General features: G+C 72.4%; 23 protein-coding genes and 1 pseudogene. 11 read left to right on the forward strand and 13 right to left on the reverse strand.

Annotated elements, in window-relative coordinates:
- Nucleotides 1-49: 49 nt before the first annotated feature.
- The 3 genes from ABD385_RS37780 to ABD385_RS37790 form a co-directional block, all read right to left on the reverse strand.
- Complete coding sequence (locus ABD385_RS37780; protein ID WP_344584360.1) at nt 50-1,036, reverse strand: aldo/keto reductase; 987 nt, start codon at nt 1,034-1,036, stop codon at nt 50-52.
- A gap of 193 nt (nt 1,037-1,229) precedes the next feature.
- Nucleotides 1,230-1,568 carry a transcriptional regulator gene (locus ABD385_RS37785; protein ID WP_344584394.1) on the reverse strand — a complete coding sequence of 113 codons (339 nt, stop codon included), beginning with the start codon at nt 1,566-1,568 and terminating at the stop codon, nt 1,230-1,232.
- Nucleotides 1,569-1,642: 74 nt separating this feature from the next.
- The gene (locus ABD385_RS37790; RefSeq protein ID WP_344584361.1) at nt 1,643-2,062 is read right to left on the reverse strand and encodes a hypothetical protein; all 420 of its coding nucleotides are present in this window, start codon (nt 2,060-2,062) and stop codon (nt 1,643-1,645) included.
- A gap of 489 nt (nt 2,063-2,551) precedes the next feature.
- Between ABD385_RS37790 and ABD385_RS37795 the strand changes: the two genes are divergently transcribed.
- A complete protein-coding gene (locus ABD385_RS37795) occupies nt 2,552-3,442 on the forward strand; it encodes a putative protein N(5)-glutamine methyltransferase (RefSeq protein WP_344584363.1) in 891 nt (296 codons plus the stop codon).
- A gap of 34 nt (nt 3,443-3,476) precedes the next feature.
- On the opposite strand, the pseudogene ABD385_RS37800 reads toward ABD385_RS37795, so the two are convergent.
- The 4 genes and pseudogenes from ABD385_RS37800 to ABD385_RS37815 form a co-directional block, all read right to left on the reverse strand.
- Nucleotides 3,477-4,118 (reverse strand): annotated as a pseudogene (locus tag ABD385_RS37800) (aminoacyl--tRNA ligase-related protein); the annotation flags it as partial.
- 151 nt (nt 4,119-4,269) lie between these two features.
- Nucleotides 4,270-5,454 (reverse strand): glutathionylspermidine synthase family protein, encoded by a 1,185-nt coding sequence (locus tag ABD385_RS37805; RefSeq protein WP_344584364.1) that lies wholly within the window; start codon nt 5,452-5,454, stop codon nt 4,270-4,272.
- A gap of 7 nt (nt 5,455-5,461) precedes the next feature.
- On the reverse strand, nt 5,462-5,812 hold the full coding sequence (locus ABD385_RS37810; RefSeq protein ID WP_344584366.1) for a hypothetical protein: 351 nt from the start codon (nt 5,810-5,812) through the stop codon (nt 5,462-5,464).
- A gap of 125 nt (nt 5,813-5,937) precedes the next feature.
- Nucleotides 5,938-6,885 carry an SDR family NAD(P)-dependent oxidoreductase gene (locus tag ABD385_RS37815; protein WP_344584368.1) on the reverse strand — a complete coding sequence of 316 codons (948 nt, stop codon included), beginning with the start codon at nt 6,883-6,885 and terminating at the stop codon, nt 5,938-5,940.
- Nucleotides 6,886-7,141: 256 nt separating this feature from the next.
- Between ABD385_RS37815 and ABD385_RS37820 the strand changes: the two genes are divergently transcribed.
- From ABD385_RS37820 to ABD385_RS37830, 3 genes are all read left to right on the forward strand, one after another.
- On the forward strand, nt 7,142-7,597 hold the full coding sequence (locus ABD385_RS37820) for a helix-turn-helix domain-containing protein (protein WP_344584369.1): 456 nt from the start codon (nt 7,142-7,144) through the stop codon (nt 7,595-7,597).
- Nucleotides 7,598-7,629: 32 nt separating this feature from the next.
- Nucleotides 7,630-8,268, forward strand: coding sequence for a hypothetical protein (locus ABD385_RS37825; RefSeq protein ID WP_344584371.1), 639 nt, complete (start codon nt 7,630-7,632; stop codon nt 8,266-8,268).
- 159 nt (nt 8,269-8,427) lie between these two features.
- Nucleotides 8,428-8,772 carry a DUF2516 family protein gene (locus tag ABD385_RS37830; protein ID WP_344584372.1) on the forward strand — a complete coding sequence of 115 codons (345 nt, stop codon included), beginning with the start codon at nt 8,428-8,430 and terminating at the stop codon, nt 8,770-8,772.
- Nucleotides 8,773-8,819: 47 nt separating this feature from the next.
- Here ABD385_RS37830 and ABD385_RS37835 read toward each other — a convergent pair whose 3' ends face one another.
- Complete coding sequence (locus ABD385_RS37835) at nt 8,820-10,358, reverse strand: PP2C family protein-serine/threonine phosphatase (protein WP_344584373.1); 1,539 nt, start codon at nt 10,356-10,358, stop codon at nt 8,820-8,822.
- A gap of 465 nt (nt 10,359-10,823) precedes the next feature.
- Nucleotides 10,824-11,909 (reverse strand): C40 family peptidase, encoded by a 1,086-nt coding sequence (locus ABD385_RS37840; RefSeq protein WP_344584374.1) that lies wholly within the window; start codon nt 11,907-11,909, stop codon nt 10,824-10,826.
- A 464-nt stretch (nt 11,910-12,373) separates the two neighbouring features.
- On the opposite strand from ABD385_RS37840, the gene pstS reads away from it, so the two are divergent.
- From pstS to pstB, 4 genes are all read left to right on the forward strand, one after another.
- On the forward strand, nt 12,374-13,507 hold the full coding sequence (gene pstS, locus ABD385_RS37845; protein ID WP_344584376.1) for a phosphate ABC transporter substrate-binding protein PstS: 1,134 nt from the start codon (nt 12,374-12,376) through the stop codon (nt 13,505-13,507).
- A 99-nt stretch (nt 13,508-13,606) separates the two neighbouring features.
- Nucleotides 13,607-14,599 carry a phosphate ABC transporter permease subunit PstC gene (pstC, locus tag ABD385_RS37850; protein WP_344584378.1) on the forward strand — a complete coding sequence of 331 codons (993 nt, stop codon included), beginning with the start codon at nt 13,607-13,609 and terminating at the stop codon, nt 14,597-14,599.
- Nucleotides 14,596-15,675 (forward strand): phosphate ABC transporter permease PstA, encoded by a 1,080-nt coding sequence (gene pstA, locus ABD385_RS37855; protein WP_344584380.1) that lies wholly within the window; start codon nt 14,596-14,598, stop codon nt 15,673-15,675. Before pstC ends, pstA begins: the two co-directional genes overlap by 4 nt.
- Before the next feature lie 33 nt (nt 15,676-15,708).
- Complete coding sequence (gene pstB, locus ABD385_RS37860; RefSeq protein ID WP_016570946.1) at nt 15,709-16,485, forward strand: phosphate ABC transporter ATP-binding protein PstB; 777 nt, start codon at nt 15,709-15,711, stop codon at nt 16,483-16,485.
- A gap of 116 nt (nt 16,486-16,601) precedes the next feature.
- On the opposite strand, the gene ABD385_RS37865 is transcribed toward pstB, so the two are convergent.
- Together ABD385_RS37865 and ABD385_RS37870 are read right to left on the reverse strand one after the other, a co-directional pair.
- A complete protein-coding gene (locus ABD385_RS37865) occupies nt 16,602-17,600 on the reverse strand; it encodes an inorganic phosphate transporter (RefSeq protein ID WP_344584382.1) in 999 nt (332 codons plus the stop codon).
- A gap of 10 nt (nt 17,601-17,610) precedes the next feature.
- A complete protein-coding gene (locus ABD385_RS37870; RefSeq protein WP_016570948.1) occupies nt 17,611-18,231 on the reverse strand; it encodes a DUF47 domain-containing protein in 621 nt (206 codons plus the stop codon).
- A 203-nt stretch (nt 18,232-18,434) separates the two neighbouring features.
- Between ABD385_RS37870 and ABD385_RS37875 the strand changes: the two genes are divergently transcribed.
- Nucleotides 18,435-18,851, forward strand: a complete 417-nt coding sequence (locus ABD385_RS37875) for a metal-sensitive transcriptional regulator (RefSeq protein ID WP_344584384.1) — start codon at nt 18,435-18,437, stop codon at nt 18,849-18,851.
- Between the two features lie 26 nt (nt 18,852-18,877).
- Here ABD385_RS37875 and ABD385_RS37880 read toward each other — a convergent pair whose 3' ends face one another.
- The gene (locus ABD385_RS37880; protein WP_016570950.1) at nt 18,878-19,081 is read right to left on the reverse strand and encodes a hypothetical protein; all 204 of its coding nucleotides are present in this window, start codon (nt 19,079-19,081) and stop codon (nt 18,878-18,880) included.
- A gap of 115 nt (nt 19,082-19,196) precedes the next feature.
- Entirely contained in the window at nt 19,197-20,057 is an 861-nt protein-coding gene (locus ABD385_RS37885; RefSeq protein WP_344584386.1) for an SCO4651 family lipoprotein, read from the reverse strand.
- A 171-nt stretch (nt 20,058-20,228) separates the two neighbouring features.
- On the opposite strand from ABD385_RS37885, the gene ABD385_RS37890 reads away from it, so the two are divergent.
- Nucleotides 20,229-20,414 (forward strand): hypothetical protein, encoded by a 186-nt coding sequence (locus tag ABD385_RS37890; protein ID WP_344584387.1) that lies wholly within the window; start codon nt 20,229-20,231, stop codon nt 20,412-20,414.
- Nucleotides 20,415-20,643: 229 nt separating this feature from the next.
- Nucleotides 20,644-22,230 carry an FAD-binding oxidoreductase gene (locus tag ABD385_RS37895; RefSeq protein WP_344584388.1) on the forward strand — a complete coding sequence of 529 codons (1,587 nt, stop codon included), beginning with the start codon at nt 20,644-20,646 and terminating at the stop codon, nt 22,228-22,230.
- Nucleotides 22,231-22,501: the final 271 nt, after the last annotated feature.

Consider the following 22,501-nt stretch of genomic DNA (forward strand, 5'->3'; position numbering starts at 1 on the left):
GGCCGACGGGCCCCGCGCGCTCTGCCCGCGGGGCCCGCCCCGGGCGTCCTCACTTGCTGACGAAGGTCATGCTCTTCGCGTCGTAGCGGGTGCCGGCGACCTCGTTGGCGGGGGCCGCGGCGTCGATGGCGGCGAGTTCCTCGGCGGAGAGCCGCACGTCGAGCGCCGCGAGGTTCTCCTCCAGGTACTTCCGGCGGCGGGTGCCGGGGATCGGCACGACGTCGTCGCCCCGGTGCTGCACCCAGGCGAGCGCCAACTGGCCGGCGGTGATGCCCTTTTCGGCGGCGAGTTCGTCGAGCTTCGCCACGATGGCGAGGTTCTGCTCCAGGTTGCCGTCCGCGAAGCGGGGCTGGGTGCGCCGCACGTCGGATTCCGACAGGCCCTCGACGGAGGTGTACCGCCCCGTCAGGAAGCCCCGGCCGAGCGGGGAGAACGGCACCAGGCCGATGCCCAGTTCACGGCAGACCGGCGCGATCTCCTGCTCCAGGTCGCGGGTCCACAGCGACCACTCGCTCTGCAGCGCGGCGATCGGGTGGACCGCGTGGGCCCGCCGGACGGTCTCCGCCCCGGCCTCGGACAGGCCGAGGTGGCGCACCTTGCCCGCCGCGACCAGTTCCGCCATCGCGCCGACGGTCTCCTCGATCGGCACGTCGGGGTCGACGCGGTGCTGGTAGTAGAGGTCGATGTGGTCGACGCCGAGCCGGCGCAGCGAGGCGTCGCACGCCTCGCGGACGTAGGCGGCGTCACCGCGGATCGCGGTCGGCTCGCCGAGCCGGTTGACGAAGCCGAACTTGGTGGCCAGCACCACCTCGTCGCGCCGCCCGGCGATCGCCCGGCCGATCAGCTCCTCGTTGTGCCCCGCCCCGTAGAAGTCCGCGGTGTCCAACAGGCTGACGCCGAGGTCGAGCGCGTGGCGCAGGGTCGCGATCGACTGTTCGTCGTCGGAGGCGCCGTAGCCGTGGCTCATCCCCATGCACCCGAGCCCCTGCGCGGACACCGCGAGTCCCCCAAAGCGGCGGGTGGGAATCTCCGTCATGTTGCTACCTCCTGGCACGTACTGCGAACGGGAACGGATGCCCCGCGACGGGGCGCCTCTTGGGCCTGGGGCGACTGTCCGTCCCCCGACCTGTCCATGACGGTAGGAGTTGGAGCGCCCTCCAAGTCAACCGATCACCGCGGGCGAGGACCGGCCGGGGGTCGGCCGGGGGTCGGCCGGGGGTCGGCCGGGGTCAGGCGTCGTCGCCGGCGATGGCCCGCAGGGCCCGGCAGTGCGCGGCGAAGACGGTCCGGCCGTCCGCCGTCAGGGCCAGCCAGGTGCGCGGGCGCTTGCCGACGTACCCCTTGGTGACGGCGACGTAGCCGGCCTTCTCCAACGTGGCCACCTGCCGCGACAGGACCGAGTCGCTCACCTCGACGGTGTCCCGGACGAAGGCGAACTCGGCCTTCTCGGCGGCCGCCAGGGTGGCCACGATGGAGAAGCGGACCGGGGCGTGGATGACGTCGTCCAGCCCGTGGCGCGGGTGGCTCCCGGCGCGCGGGGCGGCACCCTCCGCCGGGGCACCCTCCACCGGGGCACCCTCCGCCGGGGCACCGGCCACCGGGTCGACGTCCGCCGTCACCCTGGTCGTCTCGTGCGCCTCCGTCACCGCCGGGCCTCCAGGTAGCCGCCTATCAGGCCGGGCAGCGCGACCACCACGGCACCGGCCACCCACCAGGCGGCGACGCCCTGGAAGACCAGCAGCCCGGGCACCAACACCGCGGCGTAGAGCACCCCCCAGACGCCGATCAGGGCGCCGCGCCGCACGGCGTACCCGCGCCGGGCGACGCGCTGCCGCGCCGCGTAGACCGACAGTCCACTGATCGCCGCGACCCAGAACGCACTGCCGATCGCCACGCCGTACGGGGCCTTCAGCAGTCCGGTGCTGAGCACCATGAGACCGGCTGCGCAGCCGTAGAGGACTTGGTAACGGGCGGCCCATCTGGCGCCGTTGCGGACCGTCGTCTCCAGGACGTTCGCCCGTGCCAGTGCGGCCGCCGCATCGCCGGCCGTGAACTCTCCCATGTCTCCCCCTCGTCGTGCACGCTTTCGACACCCACCATGCTCGCAAATACTTTCCGAACTGACAAGTACTTTCTGTTCGTTCGTGCGAACGCCGGGAGGACCGCGACGCGGCGAGGCGGGACGCGCGGACGAAGGGCACCGGGAGGCGGTGAGGGCAGCGCCGCGCGGCCGCCGGTCCCGAGCGCAACCCTGCTGGTCCGCGCCGTGTTCGTCCGCCCCGGAGGGTCGGTGGGGCTCCGGCGCCCGGCCCCACTGGTCCCTCCTGACTCCTGATCACCAGGTCGGGTACTGTGGCCCCGGCCGCCGGCGGACCCCGTGCCACCGGCCCGCACCCGTCCGTGCACGCGCCCGCCCAAGGAGGTGAGACCGATTTCCCGCCAGACCAGGCAGGTGCTCCCGTCTCGCGTCCGTGCGTCCACCGGCTCCAGGTGACCGCCCGACATCCGTGACCCGGGAAGCGCCCCTCGGCATCCCGAAAGGCTCACCAGCATGTCGTCGTCCCACCCGTCACCGTCCTCCCACCCCTCCCCCGCGTCCGGCGTGCCCGCCCCGCCCCCGACGACGGAGCCGCCCCCGTCCGTCGTCGCCAGGCTCCGCGCCGCCGGCTGCGTCTTCGCCGAGGACGAGGCCGCACTGCTCGCCGCCGCGGCCCGTACCCCCGACGCCCTCGCCGCCATGGTGGAGCGGCGGGCGGCCGGCCACCCCCTGGAACACGTCCTCGGCTGGGCCGAGTTCGGCGGTCTGCGCATCGCCGTGGACCCGGGCGTCTTCGTGCCGCGGCGCCGCACCGAGTACCTGCTGGGCCGGGCCGTCGCCCTCGGGCGCCGGGCCGCCGAGCGGACCGGCCGGCGCACCGTGGCGGTCGACCTGTGCTGCGGCTCGGGCGCGGTGGGAACGGCCCTGGCCACGGCGCTGGACGGGGTCGAACTGCACGCCTGCGACATCGAACCGGCCGCGGTGCGCTGCGCCCGGCGCAACGTGGCCGCCGTCGGCGGGCAGGTCCACGAGGGCGACCTGTTCGCCGCGCTGCCGGTGCACCTGCGGGGGCGGATCGACGTCCTGACGGCCAACGTCCCCTACGTCCCCACCGAAGAGGTCGGCCTGCTGCCCCCGGAGGCCCGCGAGTTCGAACCGTTGGTGGCACTCGACGGCGGCACGGACGGCCTCGACGTGCTGCGGCGGGTGACCGCGGCGGCGCCCCGGTGGCTGGCGCCGGGCGGCCACCTCCTCTTCGAGACCGGCGAGCGGCAGGCCGACCGGGCCGTGGAGGCCGTCCGGCGCAGCGGGCTGCTGGCCGAAGTGGCCACCTCCGACGAGCGCTACGCCACCGTCGTGATCGGCACCCTGCCAGCCGGAGCGGACGGGGCGGACGGCAGGTGAGCGCCCCGGGCGGCCCGCCGGTCCCCGGGGGGCGTCAGGCATCCGCCCACAGCGCGCCGCCGCGCCCGGCCACCACCGCCGCAATCCGGGCCAGCGCCTCGGCGGCGGGCAGCGGCGCCGGGCGCCGACCGTCGCGCAGCCGGAGCGCGACGAGGTCGGCGCCGGCTTCCCGGGGACCGATGACGGCCTGGTAGGGGGCGTGTCGGGCGGCGCGGACGCGGGCGCCGAGGGTGCCTTGCGCGGGGTCGGTGAGGTCCGCCCGTAGTCCCCGGTCGACGCAGCGCCGCACCAGGGCTTCGGCGTGCGGGAGTTCGGCCGCGGAGAGCGGCAGCACCGCGACCTGGACGGGCGCCAACCAGGCGGGGAAGGCGCCGCCGTGCTCCTCGATGAGGTGGGCGACGGCGCGTTCGACGCTGCCGATGACGGCGCGGTGGACCAGCACGGGCCGGTGCCGGTTGCCGTCGGGGCCCACGTAGGACAGGTCGAAGCGGCGCGGCTGGTGCAGGTCGACCTGGACGGTGGACAGGGTGGATTCGCGGCCGGCGCGGTCGACGACCTGCACGTCGATCTTGGGGCCGTAGAAGGCCGCCTCGCCCCCGGCGGCCTCATAGGGCACGCCGGAGCCGTCGAGGGCCTCGGTGAGCAGGGCCGCGGCGCGCCGCCACATCGCGGGGTCGGTGCCCCGGGGCACTCGCCCCGGGGCTCGATGACTCACAGGTCAGCGGTCAGCGCGCCGGGACGTCCTCCGGCGTCGTCGTGACGGTCTGGCCCGCGCGCTGCATGCGGCCGACCGTAACAGCGCGTCCCGGTGTGCCGCACCGGGTTTCTCAGGTGATCAGGTGCGGCAGGAACCGCGCGTACTCGTCGGTGACCAGGCCGGACGATTCGCGGATGCCGAGCCCGGCCGCCTCGTCCGCCACGACCCAGGCGCCGAGCACCACGCGGTTGCCGTCGAAGTCCGGCAGCGGCGCCAACTCCTGGTAGCAGCAGGGTTCGTCGCGCCGGACCGCGGCGGTTCCCGGTGGGTGGACGGTGACGCCCTCGCCCTCCCTGCCCAGCAGGGGCTTGGCGACGTGGCCGGGGCCGGCGGGCAGGTCGCGGGGGCCGTCCAGGTAGGCGGCGAGGAGGTGGGGGTGGCCGGGGAACAGCTCCCAGAGGATCGCCAGCAGCGCCTTGTTGGAGAGCAGCATCTTCCAGGCGGGCTCGATCCACAGGGTGGTGCCGGTGGCGCCGCCGTTGTCGAGGGTGTCCAGGACGTGCGGGCCGAAGGCGTCGGTGGCCAGCCACTCCCAGGGGTAGAGCTTGAAGCAGGCCCGGACGAAGCGCAGTCGCTGGTCGACGAAGCGGCCCGAGAGCCGGTCCCAGCCGATCTCCTCCACGGTGAGCGCCTCGGTCGCCAGGCCCGCCTGCTCGGCGGTCTCCCGCAGGTAGGCGACGGTCATCAGGTCCTCGCCCAGTTCGTCGGCGGCCGAGTGCGCGAAGTGCAGCAAGGCGCCCGGCGGGAGCAGGTGGGCCTGCTGCTTCCAGGCGTCGACCAGCCGCTCGTGCAGCGAGTTCCACTGGTCGGCGGCCGGGAACCGGTCCTCCATCCAGAACCACTGCGGGCTGGCGGCCTCCACCAGGGAGGTGGGGGTGTCGGCGTTGTACTCCAGCATCTTGGCCGGGCCGGTGCCGTCGTAGCGCAGGTCGAAGCGGCCGTACAGGGACGGCAGTTCGGCGCGGCGGCGCCAGGACTCGGCGACCCGGGCGACCAGTTGCGGATCGGTGAGGCCGAGGTCGGCGAACCGGTCGTGGGTGACGATGTGCTCGGCGGCGGCCAGGCACATGCCGTGGAGTTCCTCGACGACCCCTTCCAACTCCTCGATCTCGTCGGCCGAGAAGGAGTAGTAAGCGCTCTCGTCCCAGTAGGGGCGCAACGAGTCGTCGGGGTAACGGGTGAGCGGGTAGATCAGGCCCTGGGCCTCGACGCGGGACTGCCAGTCGGGGCGGGGCTCGATGGTGTGGCGGCGCATCGGGCGGTCAGCCGCCCGAGGAGCCGTGCCGGGAGCCCGGGCCGGCGCAGCCGAAGCCGCCCCGGTCGACGGCCTGGCTCTTGCTGAACGTGCCGCCCTCGACGTGGCGGCCGGAGCCGCCGGAGCCGTAGTACCAGCGGCCGCTGGTGGTGGACGACCCCTTCGTGGACGAGCACTGCGCGGAGCTGAGCACCCGGTACCCCAGGGCGCTGTCGTAGCTCTTGGGGTCCACGCAGCGCTTGTCCGGCTCCGAGCCGCACGAGGTGAGGGCCGCGGCGAGCGCGCCCATGCCGCCGAGGACGACGGTGCTGGAGCGCAGCCGTCGCCGTATCCGTTCCGCTTGTGCCTTGCGTGCCATGGTGGCCACCCCCGTGTGTCCGTACGCGAACAAGCTGTGTTGCCCGCCCACCCTAGGTGGCGCACCACCCGGCCGGTGCGGCGGGCGAGCGCCCCGTTCTCCCCACCGCCGCGGCCGCTCCCCCGTTAGCCGAGGGCGTCTTGGGGGTCCACCCCCGTCAGTTCGCTGCTCGCCGCCCACAGCCGGCCGGCGACGGCGGGGTCCGCCAGGTTGCGCCAGAGCGGTTCGCGCCGCGGTGCGCCGCGCAGCCCGAAGACGCGGGGCCCCCACAACTGCCCGCCGCCGACGGCCGGATCGAGCACCGCACGCACCGCGGGCCACGCCCCGGCGTCCTTGCCCTGGAGGACGACGGCGGCGGGCAGACCGCCCAGCCAGGCGCCGGCGGTCCGCTGGTGCACCGGCGGCCGGGCCGGCGTGCGGGAGTCCAGGGCCCCGCCGGGGTGCACCACCACGCTGGTCACCGCGCTGCCGGCGGCGCGCAGCCGGCGCTCCAGTTCGAGGCCGAAGTGCATCTGCGCCAACTTGGTGCGGCCGTACGTGCGCTTGGGCCGGTAGTCGTGCCGGGACTGGAGGTCGGCGAGGTCCAGTTGCTCGGTCTTCGCCGCGAAGCTCCCCATGGTCACCACCCGGCCCGCGGGTGCGGCCGCCAGCAGCGGCAGCAGCCACCGGGTCAGGGCGAAGTGCCCCAGGTGGTTGGTGCCGAACATCAACTCGTGGCCGTCGCCGGTCTCCCGGCGCGGCGGATCGTCCAGCGCGACGCCGGCGTTGTGCACCACCGCGTCCAGGTGTGGCCCGAGCGACGCCACCGCCGTCCGCAGCGAGCCGAGGTCGGCGAGGTCCAGCCGCACGGCCCGCACCCGGGCCCCGGGCACCCGGGCGCGGAGCACGGCCAGCGCGGCCTCGGCCTTCCCCGGGTCCCGGCTGCCCAGCACGACGGCGGCGCCGGTCGCGGCGAGTTGTTCGGCGACGAAGTACCCGATGCCCGCGTTGCCCCCGGTGACCAGGACGGTGCGGCCGTCGGCGGGCGGCAACCGGTGGACGTCCCAGGGCGGGGTGGACGGTACGGACGGCATCACGGCGGCTCCTCGCTGCGCGTTGACGAAACGACCGGTCGGCCCGCCGGTGACGACCGGCGAAACGACCTGCCCCCTACGGTCGCAACGGCCGCCGACAGCCCGCCGACCGTCCACCGACCGCTCACCGACTGCCCACCGACAGCCGGCCGACGGGCCCCGTGACGGTCGGGACCGCTCGTCCCACGACACCCCAACGCACCACTCTTGCTAGCGCTTGCTTGCAATAGTTAGCGCTACCGTGCAGTATCGAGGCATGGCCTCACTCAATGTCGGCAACCTCGGCGAGTTCCTGCGGGAGCAGCGGCGCACCGCGCAGCTGAGCCTGCGGCAGCTGGCGGATGCCGCAGGGGTGTCCAATCCGTACCTCAGCCAGATCGAGCGCGGCCTGCGCAAGCCGAGCGCGGAGATCCTCCAGCAGCTGGCCAAGGCGCTGCGGATATCCGCCGAGACGCTGTACGTCCAGGCCGGGATCCTGGACGAGCGGCGCGGCCCGGACGGCGCCGCGGTGCAGACCGCGATACTCACCGACCCGTCGCTGAACGAGCGGCAGAAGCAGGTCCTGCTGCAGATCTACGAGTCCTTCCGCAAGGAGAACGGGCTCGGCGGCAGCGCCCCGGACGGCGACGCCGCTCGGCGCTCCGGCGACGGACCCGAGGACGGGGGCCACCCCCATGAGACAGCGGCCGACGGCGGCCCGCACGCCACCTGACGCAACCCATCGTTTCCAGGAGGAACCACGTCATGGCCATCACCACCGATGACCTCCGCAAGGCCCTGACCGACGCGACCCCGCTGTACGCCCTGGCCGGTACCGCCGACCTGGCCGCCGAGAAGCTCGGCGAGGTGCCGCAGCTGGTCGAGAAGATCAAGTCCGAGGCGCCCAAGCGCTTCGAGTCGGTCCGCAGCACCGACCCCAAGGACATCCAGTCCCTGGTCACCAAGCAGGCGAAGGAGGCCCAGGAGAAGCTGACCGACCTGCTGGGCTCGCTCGACGGGGACCTGAAGAAGTTCCGCGACCAGGCCCAGGAGCTGGCGCTGCGTGGCGTCGGCCGGGCCGCCGAGGTCGCCGTGCAGGCCCGGGAGACCTACGACGAGCTGGCCGAGCGCGGCCGCGGCGCGGTGCAGAACTGGCGCGGCGGTGCCGCCGAGCAGGTCGAGGAGCTGGCGGTGGCGATCGAGCCGGAGCCCAAGACCGAGACGAAGAACGGCACGGAGACCGGCGGCCGCGCCAAGACGGTGCCGGCCAACGGGACCCGCCCCGAGGCCAAGGCCACCGCCTCGACCGAGCCGCGGTCCGCCACGGCGAAGAAGCCGGCCCCCGCGCGCAAGCCCGCTGCCGGCCCGGCGAAGAAGAGCACCCCGCCGTCGTCCGCGCAGTGAGCCGCCGGTGAGCGGCGGTCCTCGCACGGGCCGGGCACTCGCCACGTGTCCGGCCCGTTGTCCGGGTACGGTGGGGCCCACGGGAGCCGCACGGACCGAAACGACAGACCGAGTTCCCTGGCGAACTGCGAAGCGAACGGCTAACGGGTGGTGGACGGCGTGCTGATCTACGGGTTCCAGAGCGTTCTGAGCTGGGTGCAACTCGCCCTGGGCATCTACTCCGCAGTGATGCTGATCGACGCGGCGGTCCGCCGCGAGGACGCCTACCGCGCGGCCGACAAGCAGAACAAGGCCCTGTGGCTGATCTTCCTCGGTGCCGCGACGGCGCTGCTGTTCCTGCTGCCGCTGCTGTCGTTCCTGCCGATCATCGGCATGATCGCGGTGATCGTCTACACCGTCGACGTCCGGCCGGCGCTGCGCGCGGTGGCCGGCGGTGGCGGCCGCGGACCCCGCCGGGGCTCCAGCTCGGACGGCCCCTACGGGCCGTACAACGGCGGCCGCTGAGGCCCGACGGGCCCGCCTTTGCGCCGGGCCCGGACGGGACCGGCGCCCTACCGCCGGTCCAGCAGCAGGACGGCCACGTCGTCCGTGAGTTCCCCGCCGTTCAGGGCGCGGACCTCGCGCACCGAAGCCTCCAGCAGCTCGTCGCCCGTCAGGCCGCTCGCCATCTGGCGGGCGACCAGTTCGGTCATGCCGTCCTGCCCCAGCCGGGCGGTGCCCTCACCGATGCGCCCCTCGATGAGGCCGTCGGTGTACATCAGCAGGCTCCAGGCGGCGCCCAGCTCGACCTGGCGGCGCGGCCAGCGGGCCTCCGGCAGCAGGCCGAGCGCCGGACCGCCGAACTCGTACGGCAGCAGCTCCGGCTGCTCCCCGGCGCGGGCCAGCAGCGGCGCGGGGTGGCCGGCCAGGCACACGCCGGCGCGGTGCCCGTCCTCGGAGATGTCGACGGTGCACAGCGTCGCGAAGATCTCGTCGTCGGAGCGCTCGTTCTCCAGCACCTTCTGCAAGGTGGCCAGCAGCTCGTCGCCGTACAGCCCGGCGAAGGTCAACGCGCGCCAGGCGATGCGGAGTTCGACGCCGAGGGCGGCCTCGTCGGGGCCGTGGCCGCAGACGTCGCCGATCATGGCGTGCACGGTGCCGTCCGGGGTGCGGACGGTGTCGTAGAAGTCGCCGCCCAACAGGGCACGGCTGCGGCCGGGCCGGTAGCAGGCCGCGAAGCGCAGTTCGGAGCCGTCCAGCAGCGGCGTGGGCAGCAGGCCGCGCTCCAGGCGGGCGTTCTCCTGGGCGCGCAGCCGGGACTCGGTGAGCTGGCGCTGGGCCAGGTCGGCGCGCTTGCGTTCCACGGCGTAGCGCACCGCGCGGCTGAGCACCTTGCCGTCCAGCTCGTCGCGGAAGAGGTAGTCCTGGGCGCCCACCCGCACCGCCTCGGCGGCCCGCTCGGCGTCCGTCTCGCAGGTGAGCACGAGGACGGCCTGGGCCGGCGCCATGCGCAGCACGGCGCGCAGCGCGGCCAACTCGTCACCACCGCTGCCGCCGCCGCGGGGGGCGTCGCCCCGGGCCGCGTCGCGGTCCTCGCGGCCGGTCGGCTCGGCGGGGGTGAGGTCGAGCAGGATGCAGTGCACGTCGTCGGTGAGCAGCCGCTCGGCCTCGGTGAGGTTGCGGGCGGTGCGCAGCCGGACCTTGCGGCCGGCCCAGTCCCACATCTCCGGGACGTGACTGTTCGGGTCCTCGCCGATGAGGAGCAGGGTCAGCCCCTGGGCCGGGGGCTGACGCGTCGGCTCGGCGGCGGCGGACGCGGCGACCGACGGGTCCTCGGCGGCGGGCGCCTCGGACGTGGCGCAGGTCACCGGCTCGGTCGCGGCGTCTGGCGCATGGCCGGCCGCCGCACGGGCAGCAGTCCGACCGTCCACGGCCGGGCGCGGCAGCTCGGCCGCCGGCAGGTCGCGAGGCAGCGGGCCGGCCCCGGAGCAGCCCCCGTGCGCGGGCATGCCGACGGCGGCGGCGCGGGCGATTTCCGCGCAGCCGGAGTCCGCCGGTCCTGCCTGGTGCGGCAGCACGGCCGTCCGCGGGTGCGGTACGGGTACGGGCATGGGTCTGCTTCCTTCCCTCCCCCCGAGGGGTACGGCGACGGGCCGACCGGCACGTCACCGTGCCCGGTTCGACCCGGCTCGTCGGTCAGCCGAGCGGGGGCACTACCGGGCATCGAATGGCGACCATAGCGCCCGGACCGCGGCACGCGGAATGCCCTTTGTCACGCGGCGTTCGTCATATGCCAGGGCTGATAAGCCATTTCACCTGGGGTGCCCGGGGCGAGGAATGACGAACATCACCCCGGACAAGCGCATTCCGCTACCGGATCGCTACCGAAGGGCAGCCGTCGGGCGGCTTGCGGGCCGCCGGAAGGAAAACAATGCGGGCGCGGTGGCGCCGTCCGACGCCACCGCCATTTCACCCGCACGACACCCGACGACATTTCGCCCGCACGGTGCGGAATGCACGCTCGGAAAATGTCCGGAACCGTTCCGCCGCGGCCGCGGCTTCGGACCCGCGCCGGCTCAGTCGGCAGGCTCCCGGTCCGGTCGGACGACGCCCAGGATCGGCATCGAGCCGGCGCCCGTGATCGTCACCTGCCGGCCCGGGCGCGGTGCGTGCACGATCGCGCCGTCGCCGAGGTACATCCCGACGTGGCTGGCGTCCGAGAAATAGATGACGAGGTCGCCCGGGCGCATATCCTTGAGCGCCACCCGGGGCAGTTGCCGCCACTGTTCCTGCGAGGTGCGCGGAATCGTCCGGCCGGCGGACTGCCAGGACCGCAGGGTCAGTCCGGAACAGTCGAAGGTGTCCGGCCCGACGGCGCCCCAGACGTAATCCTTGCCGATCTGCGAAGTGGCGTACGAAATCGCCTTCTTGCCCTGGTCGGAGGCTTTGTTGCTGATCTCTTTGAGTACGCCGGAGTCGAGCCATTTCTGCTGGGCGAGCAGCGCCTGGTCGTCCTCCAGTTTCCGCAGGCGTTCCTTTTCCTTGGCGGCCAGTCGGGATTCCAGCTCTTTCGCCGCGTCGATCTTGTCGTTGATCTTCTTGCGGGCGTCGTCCTTCTTCTTGCGGTTGGCTTCCAGTTCCTCCCAGCGGCGGCTGGCGTCCTGGGCGTAATTCTCCAAGTCGCTCTTGAGGTGCGTGAGTTGACTGATCACGCCCTTGACGGCCTGCTGCCCCTTGCGGGTCAGATCGGCGTTGGAGAGGAAGGCTTCCGGGTCGGGACTGAGCATCAGCTTCGCCTCGGGCGGGATGCCGCCGGTGCGGTACTGGGCGCTGGCCAGCGCACCGGCCCGGCGCTTGAGGGTGGCCAGTCGACGCTGTGCGGCGTCGATGGTGCGGGCCAGTTCGACGATCTTCTTCTGCTGGAGCTGGACCTGCTCCTCGGCGGCGTTGTAGTCCTCGGTGGCCCGTTCCGCCGTGCGGTACAGGCCCTCGATCGCCTTGCGGACCTCTTCGAGGTGGCGGGCGTCGCCCCCGGGTGACGGGGTCGGGGCGGGCGTGCGCTGCACCGCCGTCGCCGTCCCGCCGAGCAGGCCCGTCGCGCAGAGCACGACCGCGGTGCACACCGCCAACCGGCCACCCCGTACGCCCCACCCCGCACTCACGCCCCGAACGCCCTGTTGTGTCCCCTGGCTCCCCACCAGTCACCTCCGGTCGTTCCGCACCGATTCGTGTGCGCGCTCTCGGCGCGGATGCTGCCATACCGACTGGTAATTCGACAGAGCGACGGGCCGTTTCCCCAAGGCGAACGGGCGCTTCGACCCGGAACCCGGCGCTCCGGGGCGGCGCCGCGCACCGGAACCGGGCGCTCCGGCACGGCGCGTCCCGACCGCGCCCGCAGACCCGCCCGCGCCCCCGAGGCGTCCACCCGCGCCCGACGGTTCCGCACTCAGCTGACGGCCGAGGTTCACCGTGCGTTCACTCCGCCCCATCGGCCGCTTCACCTGATCTGCCTAATTTCGGCCGTACCGAGGGCGCCGGCCCGCCGCCAGGCAACGCGGCCGCGCCCCTTTCCGTCACCATCCCGCACGCCGAGGAAACGGCGCGCACCAGGAAGGAACTCTCGACAGTGAAGCTTCAGCGCAAGAACCGGGTTCGCGCCCTCGCCGTTGGCGCTCTCGCCGTCTCCGGTGCCCTGGCCCTGACCGCGTGCGGTTCCGACAACACCACCGGCGGCAGCGGCGGCAGCGGCGGCAGCTCCGCCAAGGCCGCCAACGTCAAGTGCGAGGGCAAGGGCAAGCTGCTCGCCTCCGGCTCGTCGGCGCAGAAGAACGCCATGGACGTGTGGGTGCAGAACTACTCGGGCGCCTGCCAGGGCACCGAGATCAACTACCAGCCCACCGGCTCCGGCGCCGGTGTCACCACCTTCCTCCAGGGCCAGACGGCGTTCGCCGGCTCCGATTCGGCGCTCAAGCCCGAGGAGATCACCAAGTCGAAGACGCTCTGCAAGGGCGGCCAGGCGATCGACCTGCCGATGGTCGGCGGCCCGATCGCGGTCGGCTACAACGTCCCCGGCGTGGACAACCTCGTCCTCGACGCGCCCACCCTGGCGAAGATCTTCGACTCGCAGATCACCAACTGGAACGACGCCGCGATCAAGAAGCTCAACCCGGGTGCCAAGCTCCCCGACCTGAAGATCCAGGCGTTCCACCGCTCCGACGACTCGGGCACCACCGACAACTTCACCAAGTACCTCAAGGCCGCCTCCGGCGGTGCCTGGAAGCACGAGCCGGCGAAGAAGTGGGAGGGCACCGGCGGCCAGGCGGCGTCCGGCTCGGCCGGCGTCTCCTCGCAGGTCAAGCAGACCAGCGGCGCGATCTCCTACTTCGAGCTGTCCTACGCCACCTCCGGCAAGATCCCGACGGTCAAGATCAACACCGGTGCCCAGGCGCCGGTCGAGGCCACCGTCGACAACGCCTCCAAGGCGATCGCCGAGGCCAAGCCGGCCGGCCAGGGCGCCAACGACCTGGCGCTGAAGCTCAACTACGCCACCAAGGCCGAGGGCGCGTACCCGATCACCCTGGTGACCTACGAGATCGCCTGCGACAAGGGCAACAAGGCCGAGACCCTGCCGGCCACCAAGTCCTTCCTGACCTACGTCGCCAGCAAGGACGGCCAGGACGCCCTCAAGGCCCTCGGCTACGCCCCGCTCCCGACCGAGATCGCCGACAAGGTCCGCAAGACCGTCGCGACGCTCTCCTGACCCGCCGGGCGGCGGTCCCGGTGACCGCCGGGACCGCCGCCCATCCGGTGCACCGCCGCGCAGGAGCCCCCCACAGGGCTCCGCAGACCGGAGAAACCCATGGACTCCTCACCCCACCCGACCACCGCAACGTCCCCGCCACCGGCCACCGGAACGGTCTCCGGCAAGGCGGTCCGCCCCGGCGACCGGATCTTCCTCGGGTTCTCCCGGGGCTCCGGCATCGCCCTGTTGGCGATCATGGCCGCCATCGCGGCCTTCCTCACCTACCGCTCGGTCCTCGCCATCTCCGGGGACAAGAGCAACTTCTTCACCACCCTGGACTGGAACGCCGTCGGCACCGAGCCGAAGTTCGGCATCGCGGTGCTCGCCTTCGGCACCCTCGTCAGCTCGGTGGTCGCGATGCTCATCGCGGTGCCGGTCGCGGTCGGCATCGCCCTGTTCATCTCGCACTACGCGCCGCGCAAGCTGGCCTCCCCGCTGGGCTACGTCATCGACCTGCTCGCCGCGGTCCCCAGCATCGTCTACGGCCTGTGGGGCGCGCTCTTCCTCGTCCCGCAGCTGAGCGGCCTGTACGGCTGGCTGAACGACTACCTCGGCTGGACCGGGATCTTCAGCTACAGCAACGGGGCCGCCCGTTCGCTGTTCACCGTCGGCATCCTGCTCGCGATCATGATCCTGCCGATCGTGACCAGCGTCAGCCGGGAGGTCTTCCTCCAGGTCCCGCGGATGCACGAGGAGGCCGCGCTGGCCCTCGGCGCCACCCGCTGGGAGGTCATCCGGATGTCGGTGCTGCCGTTCGGCCGCTCCGGCGTCATCAGCGCCTCCATGCTGGGCCTGGGCCGGGCGCTGGGCGAGACGATGGCGGTCGCCACCGTCCTCTCCCCGAGCTTCCTGATCAGCGCCAGCCTGCTGGACCCGGGCGGCGGCACCTTCGCCCAGAACATCGCCAGCAAGTTCAGCGAGGCCGACACCTTCGGCCAGGACGCCCTGATCGCCTCCGGCCTCGTCCTCTTCGTGATCACCCTGCTCGTCAACGGCGCGGCCCGGCTGATCATCGCCCGCCGCAAGGAGTACTCGGGGGCCTCCGCATGACCGTCGCCACCAGCCACCGCCACCGCAAGGTCGCCGAGTCGCGCACCCCGCTCGCGCTCCAGCAGTCCCGGCTGCCCCGCTGGACCCTGCCGGTCCTCGCCCTGGTCGCCGTCGCCGCCGGGTGCGGCATCGGACTGGCCGCCGGCCTCGACTCGGCCGTCCAGTGGGGCCTGATCGCCGCCCTGTTCTTCATCGTCGCCACGTTCCTGCTGACCGCCGCCGTCGAGGGCGGCCGACAGGCCAAGGACCGGCTGGCCACCACCGTCGTGTGGACCGCCTTCCTGCTCGCCGTCGTCCCGCTCGCCTCGCTGCTGTGGGAGACCGTCGCCCGCGGCACCAAGGTCCTCAACGGGTACTTCCTGTCGCACTCGATGGGCACGCTGCCCGACGCCCTGCCCGGCGGCGGCGTCTACCACGCGATCATCGGCACCCTGGAGCAGGTGGGCCTGGCGACCCTGATCGCCGCCCCGCTCGGTCTGCTGACCGCCATCTACCTCGTCGAGTACGGCCGCGGCACGCTCGCGAAGGTCGTCACCTTCTTCGTCGACGTGATGACCGGCATCCCCTCGATCGTCGCCGGCCTGTTCGTGCTCTCCGTGTGGATCCTGATCCTCGGCTTCGGCCCGTCCGGCTTCGCCGGTTCGATGGCGCTGGCGATCCTGATGATGCCGGTCGTGGTCCGCTCCACCGAGGAGATGCTCAAGCTCGTCCCGAACGAGCTGCGCGAGGCGTCCCTGGCCCTCGGCATCCCGAAGTGGCGCACCATCCTCAAGGTCGTCCTGCCGACCTCGCTCGGCGGCATCACCACCGGCGTGATGCTCGCCATCGCCCGCATCACCGGCGAGACCGCCCCGGTGCTGCTGCTGGTCTGGGGCGCCAAGACCATCAACAACAACCCCTTCGACGGCGCCCAGCAGTCCCTGCCGCTCTACGTCTTCCAGCAGTGGCAGCAGGGCTCCGACGCCTCCTACGACCGGGCCTGGGCCGCGGCACTCGTGCTGATCGCCTTCGTCATGGTCCTCAACCTGGTGGCCCGCGGCATCGCCCGCTGGAAGGCCCCCAAAGCCGGCCGCTGACCGAGCCGCAACAGGAAAGAAGCAGTGATTGACATGGCCAAGCGAATCGACGTCAGCGGCCTGAACGCGTACTACGGTGCCCACAAGGCCATCGACGACATCTCCATGACCGTCGAGCCGCGCTCGGTGACCGCCTTCATCGGCCCCTCCGGCTGCGGCAAGTCGACCTTCCTGCGCACCTTGAACCGGATGCACGAGGTCACCCCCGGCGGCCGCGTCGAGGGCAAGGTGATGCTGGACGACGAGAACCTCTACGGCTCCGGCGTCGACCCGGTCGCCGTCCGCCGCACCGTCGGCATGGTCTTCCAGCGCCCCAACCCGTTCCCCACGATGTCGATCTTCGACAACGTCGCGGCCGGGCTGCGCCTGAACGGCAAGTACCGCAAGAGCGAGCTGAAGGACGTCGTCGAGCGCTCCCTGAAGGGCGCCAACCTCTGGAACGAGGTCAAGGACCGCCTGAACAAGCCCGGCTCGGGCCTCTCCGGCGGCCAGCAGCAGCGGCTGTGCATCGCCCGCGCCATCGCGGTCGAGCCGCAGGTGCTGCTGATGGACGAGCCCTGCTCGGCGCTCGACCCGATCTCCACCCTCGCCATCGAGGACCTGATCGGGGAGCTGAAGGAGCGCTTCACGATCGTCATCGTGACGCACAACATGCAGCAGGCGGCGCGGGTCTCGGACCGCACCGCGTTCTTCAACCTGGCGGCCGTCGGCAAGCCCGGCAAGCTGATCGAGATCGACGAGACCGAGCGGATCTTCTCCAACCCGTCGGTCCAGGCCACCGAGGACTACATCTCCGGTCGCTTCGGCTGAGCCGTCGGCCGCCCCCGGTGTCCTGCGGTGCTGCATGGCGGTGCCACCACAGGACGAAGGGCCCGCCCCTCACCCGGGGGCGGGCCCTTCACCCTTTGCGGCAGGGGGACCGGTCGTCAGCCGAACGCCAGCTTGATCAGCCAGAACACCAGGGCGGCGACGAGCGCCGCGGCCGGCATCGTGATGAACCAGCCCATCACGATGTTCTTGGCCACGCCCCAGCGCACCGCACGCGGGCGCTTGGTCGAGCCGACGCCCATGATCGAGGCGGTGATGACGTGCGTGGTGGAGATCGGCGCGTGGAACAGGAAGGACGCCACGTACATCACCGAGGCGGACGTGGTCTCCGCGGCGAAGCCCTGCGGCGGGTCCAGCTCGATGATCCGGCGACCCAGGGTCCGCATGATCCGCCAACCGCCCGCGTACGTACCGAGCGACATGGTGATCGCGCAGGACAGCTTGACCCACAGCGGAATGGCGTCGTCGGCCGTCTCGACGTCGGCGATGACCAGCGCCATCACCACGACGCCCATGGTCTTCTGGGCGTCCTGGAGACCGTGCCCGAGCGCCATGCCCGCCGCCGAGACGGTCTGCGCTATGCGGAAGCCCCGCTTCGCCTTGTGCGGGTTGGCCTTCCGGAACAGCCAGAGGATGGCCACCATCACGAGGTAGCCGAGCACCAGCCCGATCACCGGCGAGATGAACATCGGCAGGACGACCTTCTCGATCACGCCGGACCAGATCACCTGCGTCCCGCCGGCCAGCGCCGCGCCCACCAGGCCGCCGAACAGCGCGTGCGAGGACGACGACGGCAGGCCGAAGTACCAGGTGACGAGGTTCCAGACGATCGCACCGAGCAGCCCGGCGAAGAGGATGCCCATCCCCTTGCTGCCGTGCGGGGTCGCGATCAGCCCCTCACTGACCGTCTTGGCGACGCCGCTGCCCAGGAAGGCACCGGCGAGGTTCATCACGGCCGCCATCGCCAGCGCGGCCCGCGGGGTCAGGGCGCGCGTCGAGACCGAGGTCGCGATCGCGTTCGCCGAGTCGTGGAAGCCGTTGGTATAGGTGAATCCGAGCGCGACCGCAATGGTCACGATGAGCGCGAAGGTGTCCATGGCTGAGGGGTCAGGACTCCTTGACCGCGATGGTCTCGACGGTGTTGGCGACGTGCTCGAAGGCGTCCGCCGCCTCTTCCAGGATGTCCACGATCTGCTTGAGCTTGAGCACCTCGATGGCGTCGTACTTGCCGTTGAAGAGGTGCGCCAGCAGCTTGCGGTGGATCTGGTCCGCCTGGTTCTCCAGTCGGTTGACCTCGATCCAGTACTCGGTGAGGTTCGCCATCGTGCGGAGGTTCGGCATCGCCTCGGCGGTCAGCTCGGCCGCCCGCGCCAGCACCTCGATCTGCTGCTCGACGCCCTTGGGGAGTTCCTCGACCTTGTAGAGGACGACCAGGTCGACGGCCTCCTCCATGAAGTCCATGATGTCGTCGAGCGACGAGGCGAGGGCGTAGATGTCCTCGCGGTCGAACGGCGTGATGAACGAGGAGTTCAGCTGGTGGAAGATCGCGTGCGTCGCGTCGTCCCCTGCGTGCTCGGCCGCGCGCATCCGTTCGGCGATCTCGGCCCGTGCGGAGGCGTCCGCCCCGAGCATTTCCATCAGGAGTTTGGAGCCGGTGACGATGTTGTCGGCGGACGCCGCGAACATGTCGTAGAAGCTCGTCTCCCTGGGGGTCAGACGAAAGCGCACGTGAAATCCTCGGGGTGCATCGGATTCGGTCGAGTTGATGCTAGGCGCATCATCCAGCCACAGCTAACCCAGCTAACCGGCATTCCCTCAGTGTCGCCCATCGGGCAGCATGCTCTGCACGGGGTACCGCGGGTGCCCGATAATTTCGGTACGATATACCCGCCGGGGGTATACGGATCGCTTCAATACCACGGGAGATGGCCATGACGACCACGGACGCGGGCACCAGCGGCGGCACCGCAGCCGCCGCGGCCTGCCACGGCTCCCCGCCGGAAACCGACCCCCGCACCGGCCCCGGATCTGTGACCGATAACGCTGCGGGGAACCCGGCGCCGGGCGCTCACGGCTACGCCAAGCAAAAGGACGCGCACATCAAGCGACTGCGCCGCATCGAGGGCCAGATCCGCGGTCTGCAGCGCATGCTCGAAGAAGACGTCTACTGCATCGACATACTCACCCAGGTCTCGGCGAGCACGAAGGGCCTGCAGTCCTTCGGCCTCCAGCTGCTGGAGGAGCACCTGCGGCACTGCGTCGCCGACGCCGCCGCCCAGGGGCCGGACGCCGTCGACGCCAAGGTCCAGGAGGCGACCAAGGCGATCGAGCGGATGCTGCGCAGCTGACGGGCGCGGAGGCGGGCCGGCGCGCGTCAGGGCGCGTCCGGCGCCTGTCGATCGGGCCGGTCCCCGTGCGGGGCGCCGGCCACGTGCAGGAGTTCGTCGATCCGGTCGGTACTGAGCCGGTCCTCGCTCGCGGCGGCCGCCGCGATCATCAACTCACCGGTGAGGTCGATCTCGGTGAGGGCGACCTGGTCCTGAACCGTCGGATGGCGATGGGCGGGCACGTCCGACACCTCCTCCCTTGAGCGCCTTCCCACGCCGTGGTGGTTACCGCCAGGGTAAGGAGGGCCACCCGCCCCGCACATGACACGGAAGGACCATTTCCGCGCCCCGGCCACGCCGTCGCGCCTACCCGGACGCCGCGGAGATCTTCCCGGTGAAGATGTCGCGCCGGTCCGGCAGCCGCACCACGACCGGGGCACCGAAGCCGTAGAGCTCGGTCGTGGAGGTCACCGGCGCCCCCGCCGGCATGCCGTTGGCGAACCGGAACCGCTGGCGCACCTTGCGCAGTCGCCCGGCGTCGTCCACGTAGGCGTCGAACGGCACCACCATGGTGGTGAACCCTTTTTCCGCCGCCACCAGCGCGGGCCGGGTCCGCGCCGACGCCCGACCGGCGGCCGCGACCAGATCGGTCGTGCCGCGGTAGTGCCGCACCGGCACCCCGCCCAGCCGCTCCTGCCCCTGGAACGTCACCTCCTGCGCGCCGCGCAGCAGTTCGGCGGCGGCCAGCGGGTCGGTCGCCCCGCCGGTGACGAGGTTCCCGTCGGACAGCGTCGCGGTGTCCACCCGCACCCACTTGTCGGCCGGTACCCCCGCCCCGCGGTTCTTCATGAACAGCGCGCCGGGCGCCAGGACCTCGGTGATCGGTTGGTTGCCGCCGCTGGGCTTGCCCTTCAGATCCGGCAGCACCACCCGTAGTTGCCCGCTGGCGGCCGCGAAGTCGTAGCCGCCGGAACCCCGGATCGCCACCAGCGTCCCGCCGCTGACCGTCTCCATCGCCGTCCGCACCCGGGCGGTGCCGGCCCGCAGCAGCGCCTCGACGCCGCGCCGCAGCTCCACCGCGGCCGGCGCCCGGGCGGGCGCCACCTGGTCGTCGGCCGCCGCGCCGTCCGGGGAACAGCCCGCCGTCGCCAGCAGCCCCGCCAGCAGTCCCGTCCCGCACACCACGGCCGCGGCGACCGCGCCGCCTCGCCTGTCCTGCACCACCATGCGTACGAGCCCCCTCGGCCGCCGTGTTCGGGACCGCCTGGGCCGGCCGGTCCCCTCGGGACGGTCGGACGTCCCGCCCCCGACTCGTCTGACGGTGCGTCGACCGCACCGTTCAACGACCGTGACGGGGCCCCGTCACGCAACGGCACCGGAGGCGCGTAGCGTGACCGGGTGCCCGAATCAGCCCCGCACCGCACCTCCACCACCGAGCGCGGCTCGTTCTGCCTGGCCCGCTGCGACTGCGGCTGGACCGGAATGGCCCGCCGAGCCCGCTCCCAGGCCCGCACCGATGCCGAGCGGCACGCGGCGGTTGCGCACGACAGCCCCGACGCCGCTCCGGGCCGCCCCGTGGAATGACCCGGTCCGTTCCGGGAACCCGTCACCCCCCGCGCCGCATCTGGGTAGTGAGGGGCACAACAGCACCACGCGGTAACGGACTTCACTCGCGTACCGGACGTCACGGAACAACGGGGGCGTTACCGGTCGACCCGCAGGTGCGGTGTCCCGGCACACGCCCCGCGCCCACCGGCCGGACGACCGGCGGGCCGGGACCGGACCGTACGACAACCAAGGGGGATCCATCCCAGTGAAGCGGCGCACACTCCTGACGGCCGGCAGCGGACTCGCGGCCACCTCCCTCGCCTGGGCCACCGGCTGCGAGGCCCCGGGCGGCGGCCCCGACGCGGCGTCCTCCACCAGCGGGACCGCAGGCGCCATGAACACCGCGGCGAACGCCAGGACCCCCGCCACCCAGACCGCCTGGAGCGCGCTCGGCAAGGGCCTCGACGGCTCTCTGATACGGGCCTCCGACGCCTCCTACGCCACCGCCCGCCGCCTCTACAACACCCGCTTCGACACCCTGAAGCCCTCCGCCATCGCCTACGTCAAGCACCCCGGCGACATCGCGGAGTGCCTGGCCTTCGCCCGCCGCTACGACGCGCCCGTCGCCATCCGCAGCGGCGGCCACTCCTACGCCGGCTTCTCCAGCGGCAACGGCAAGCTCGTCATCGACGTCTCGGCACTCGACAAGGTCGGCGCGCCCTCCGGCGGCACCACCCGGATCGGCGCCGGCGCCAAACTCATCGACGTCTACGAGGGCCTCGCCCCGCACGGCGTCACCGTCCCCGGCGGCTCCTGCCCCACGGTCGGCATATCCGGCCTGACGCTCGGCGGCGGCCACGGCGTGGTCTCCCGCGCCTACGGCCTGACCTGCGACAGCCTCGTCGGCGCCACCGTCGTCACGGCCGACGGCAAGACCGTCGACTGCGACCGGGACCACCACCCCGACCTCTTCTGGGCCCTGCGCGGCGCCGGCAACGGCAACTTCGGGGTGGTCACCGAACTCCGTTTCCGCACCCACCCGGCGCCCCGCGCGGTGATGGCGTACATGACCTGGCCGTGGGCGAAGGCCGCCGCGGTGCTCGGGTCCTGGCAGAAGTGGGGTCCGGACCAGCCCGACGAGATATGGTCCACCGCCCACTTCGACGCCCGACCCGGCGGCACCCCGGCGGTCTCCGTCGCGGCCTTCTCCCTCGGCAGCCACCACGACCTGCAAAACGCCGTCGACAAGCTCGCCGACCAACCCGGCGGCCCCGGCCCGGCCACCCGCGTCAGCCTCACCCCGATCGGCTACCTGGACGCGATGGAGGCGTACGCGGGCTGCTCGTCGAAGTCCACCGCCCAGTGCCACATGCCGGGCACCCTGCCCGGCCACACCGGCGCCGGCGCACTGGGCCGCGAGACCTACGCCGCCCGCTCGCACTTCTTCGACCGCTCACTGTCCGCGGCCGGCGTCCAGAGCCTGCTGGCCCAGATCGAGAGCGGCGGCCGCAAGGGCGTCACCGGCAACGTCGCCCTGACCGCACTGGGCGGCGCGATCAACCGCGTCGGCACCGCCGACACCGCGTTCGTCCACCGCCGCTCCCGCTTCCTCGCCCAGTACCTGGCCTCCTGGCCGGCCGGCGGCTCCGGCGCCGCCGGCACCGCCTGGCTGGACGCCTTCCACGGCGCGATGCAGCGGCACTCCTCCGGCGCGGCCTACCAGAACTACACCGACGCCGGCCTGTCCGACTGGAAGACCGCCTACTACGGGACGGCCACCACCCGCCTCACCAAGGTCAAGCAGACCTACGACCCGCAACGGCTCTTCAGCACGTTCGCGCAGGCCCTCTAAGGGGCTTCCCACGTTTTTGGCTTTCCCGCCGTGGTGGTTGCGGTTTGCGCCTGGCGGCGCGGGCCTGTTCCCACGTTGTGGGGCTTTCCGCCGTTGCGCCTGCGGCGGGCGGGGTCCGCTGCGCGGGGCTGTTGGGTGGCGGTGTCGGGCCTGCGGGGGTGGTGTGCAGGACTGCTGCGCTTTACGTCCTGCACACCACCCCCTCCGGCCCGCCCCCTCCCGTTGAGGGTGGGTTGAAAACCGGGTGGGTGGGCCGTGAGGCGATCGTCGC

Origin of the sequence: Streptomyces lunalinharesii (assembly GCF_039532155.1) — a bacterium.
Lineage (GTDB): Bacteria > Actinomycetota > Actinomycetes > Streptomycetales > Streptomycetaceae > Streptomyces > Streptomyces lunalinharesii.

What these genes read in the sequence shown, in the direction of transcription:
- ABD385_RS37780 (WP_344584360.1), bottom strand. Translation starts at nt 1,036, where the DNA reads ATGACGGAGATTCCCACCCGCCGCTTTGGGGGACTCGCGGTGTCCGCG.
- ABD385_RS37790 (WP_344584361.1), bottom strand. Translation starts at nt 2,062, where the DNA reads ATGGGAGAGTTCACGGCCGGCGATGCGGCGGCCGCACTGGCACGGGCG.
- ABD385_RS37795 (WP_344584363.1), top strand. Translation starts at nt 2,552, where the DNA reads ATGTCGTCGTCCCACCCGTCACCGTCCTCCCACCCCTCCCCCGCGTCC.
- ABD385_RS37805 (WP_344584364.1), bottom strand. Translation starts at nt 5,454, where the DNA reads ATGCGCCGCCACACCATCGAGCCCCGCCCCGACTGGCAGTCCCGCGTC.
- ABD385_RS37810 (WP_344584366.1), bottom strand. Translation starts at nt 5,812, where the DNA reads ATGGCACGCAAGGCACAAGCGGAACGGATACGGCGACGGCTGCGCTCC.
- ABD385_RS37815 (WP_344584368.1), bottom strand. Translation starts at nt 6,885, where the DNA reads ATGCCGTCCGTACCGTCCACCCCGCCCTGGGACGTCCACCGGTTGCCG.
- ABD385_RS37820 (WP_344584369.1), top strand. Translation starts at nt 7,142, where the DNA reads ATGGCCTCACTCAATGTCGGCAACCTCGGCGAGTTCCTGCGGGAGCAG.
- ABD385_RS37825 (WP_344584371.1), top strand. Translation starts at nt 7,630, where the DNA reads ATGGCCATCACCACCGATGACCTCCGCAAGGCCCTGACCGACGCGACC.
- ABD385_RS37835 (WP_344584373.1), bottom strand. Translation starts at nt 10,358, where the DNA reads ATGCCCGTACCCGTACCGCACCCGCGGACGGCCGTGCTGCCGCACCAG.
- pstC (WP_344584378.1), top strand. Translation starts at nt 13,607, where the DNA reads ATGGACTCCTCACCCCACCCGACCACCGCAACGTCCCCGCCACCGGCC.
- pstA (WP_344584380.1), top strand. Translation starts at nt 14,596, where the DNA reads ATGACCGTCGCCACCAGCCACCGCCACCGCAAGGTCGCCGAGTCGCGC.
- pstB (WP_016570946.1), top strand. Translation starts at nt 15,709, where the DNA reads ATGGCCAAGCGAATCGACGTCAGCGGCCTGAACGCGTACTACGGTGCC.
- ABD385_RS37865 (WP_344584382.1), bottom strand. Translation starts at nt 17,600, where the DNA reads ATGGACACCTTCGCGCTCATCGTGACCATTGCGGTCGCGCTCGGATTC.
- ABD385_RS37875 (WP_344584384.1), top strand. Translation starts at nt 18,435, where the DNA reads ATGACGACCACGGACGCGGGCACCAGCGGCGGCACCGCAGCCGCCGCG.
- ABD385_RS37885 (WP_344584386.1), bottom strand. Translation starts at nt 20,057, where the DNA reads ATGGTGGTGCAGGACAGGCGAGGCGGCGCGGTCGCCGCGGCCGTGGTG.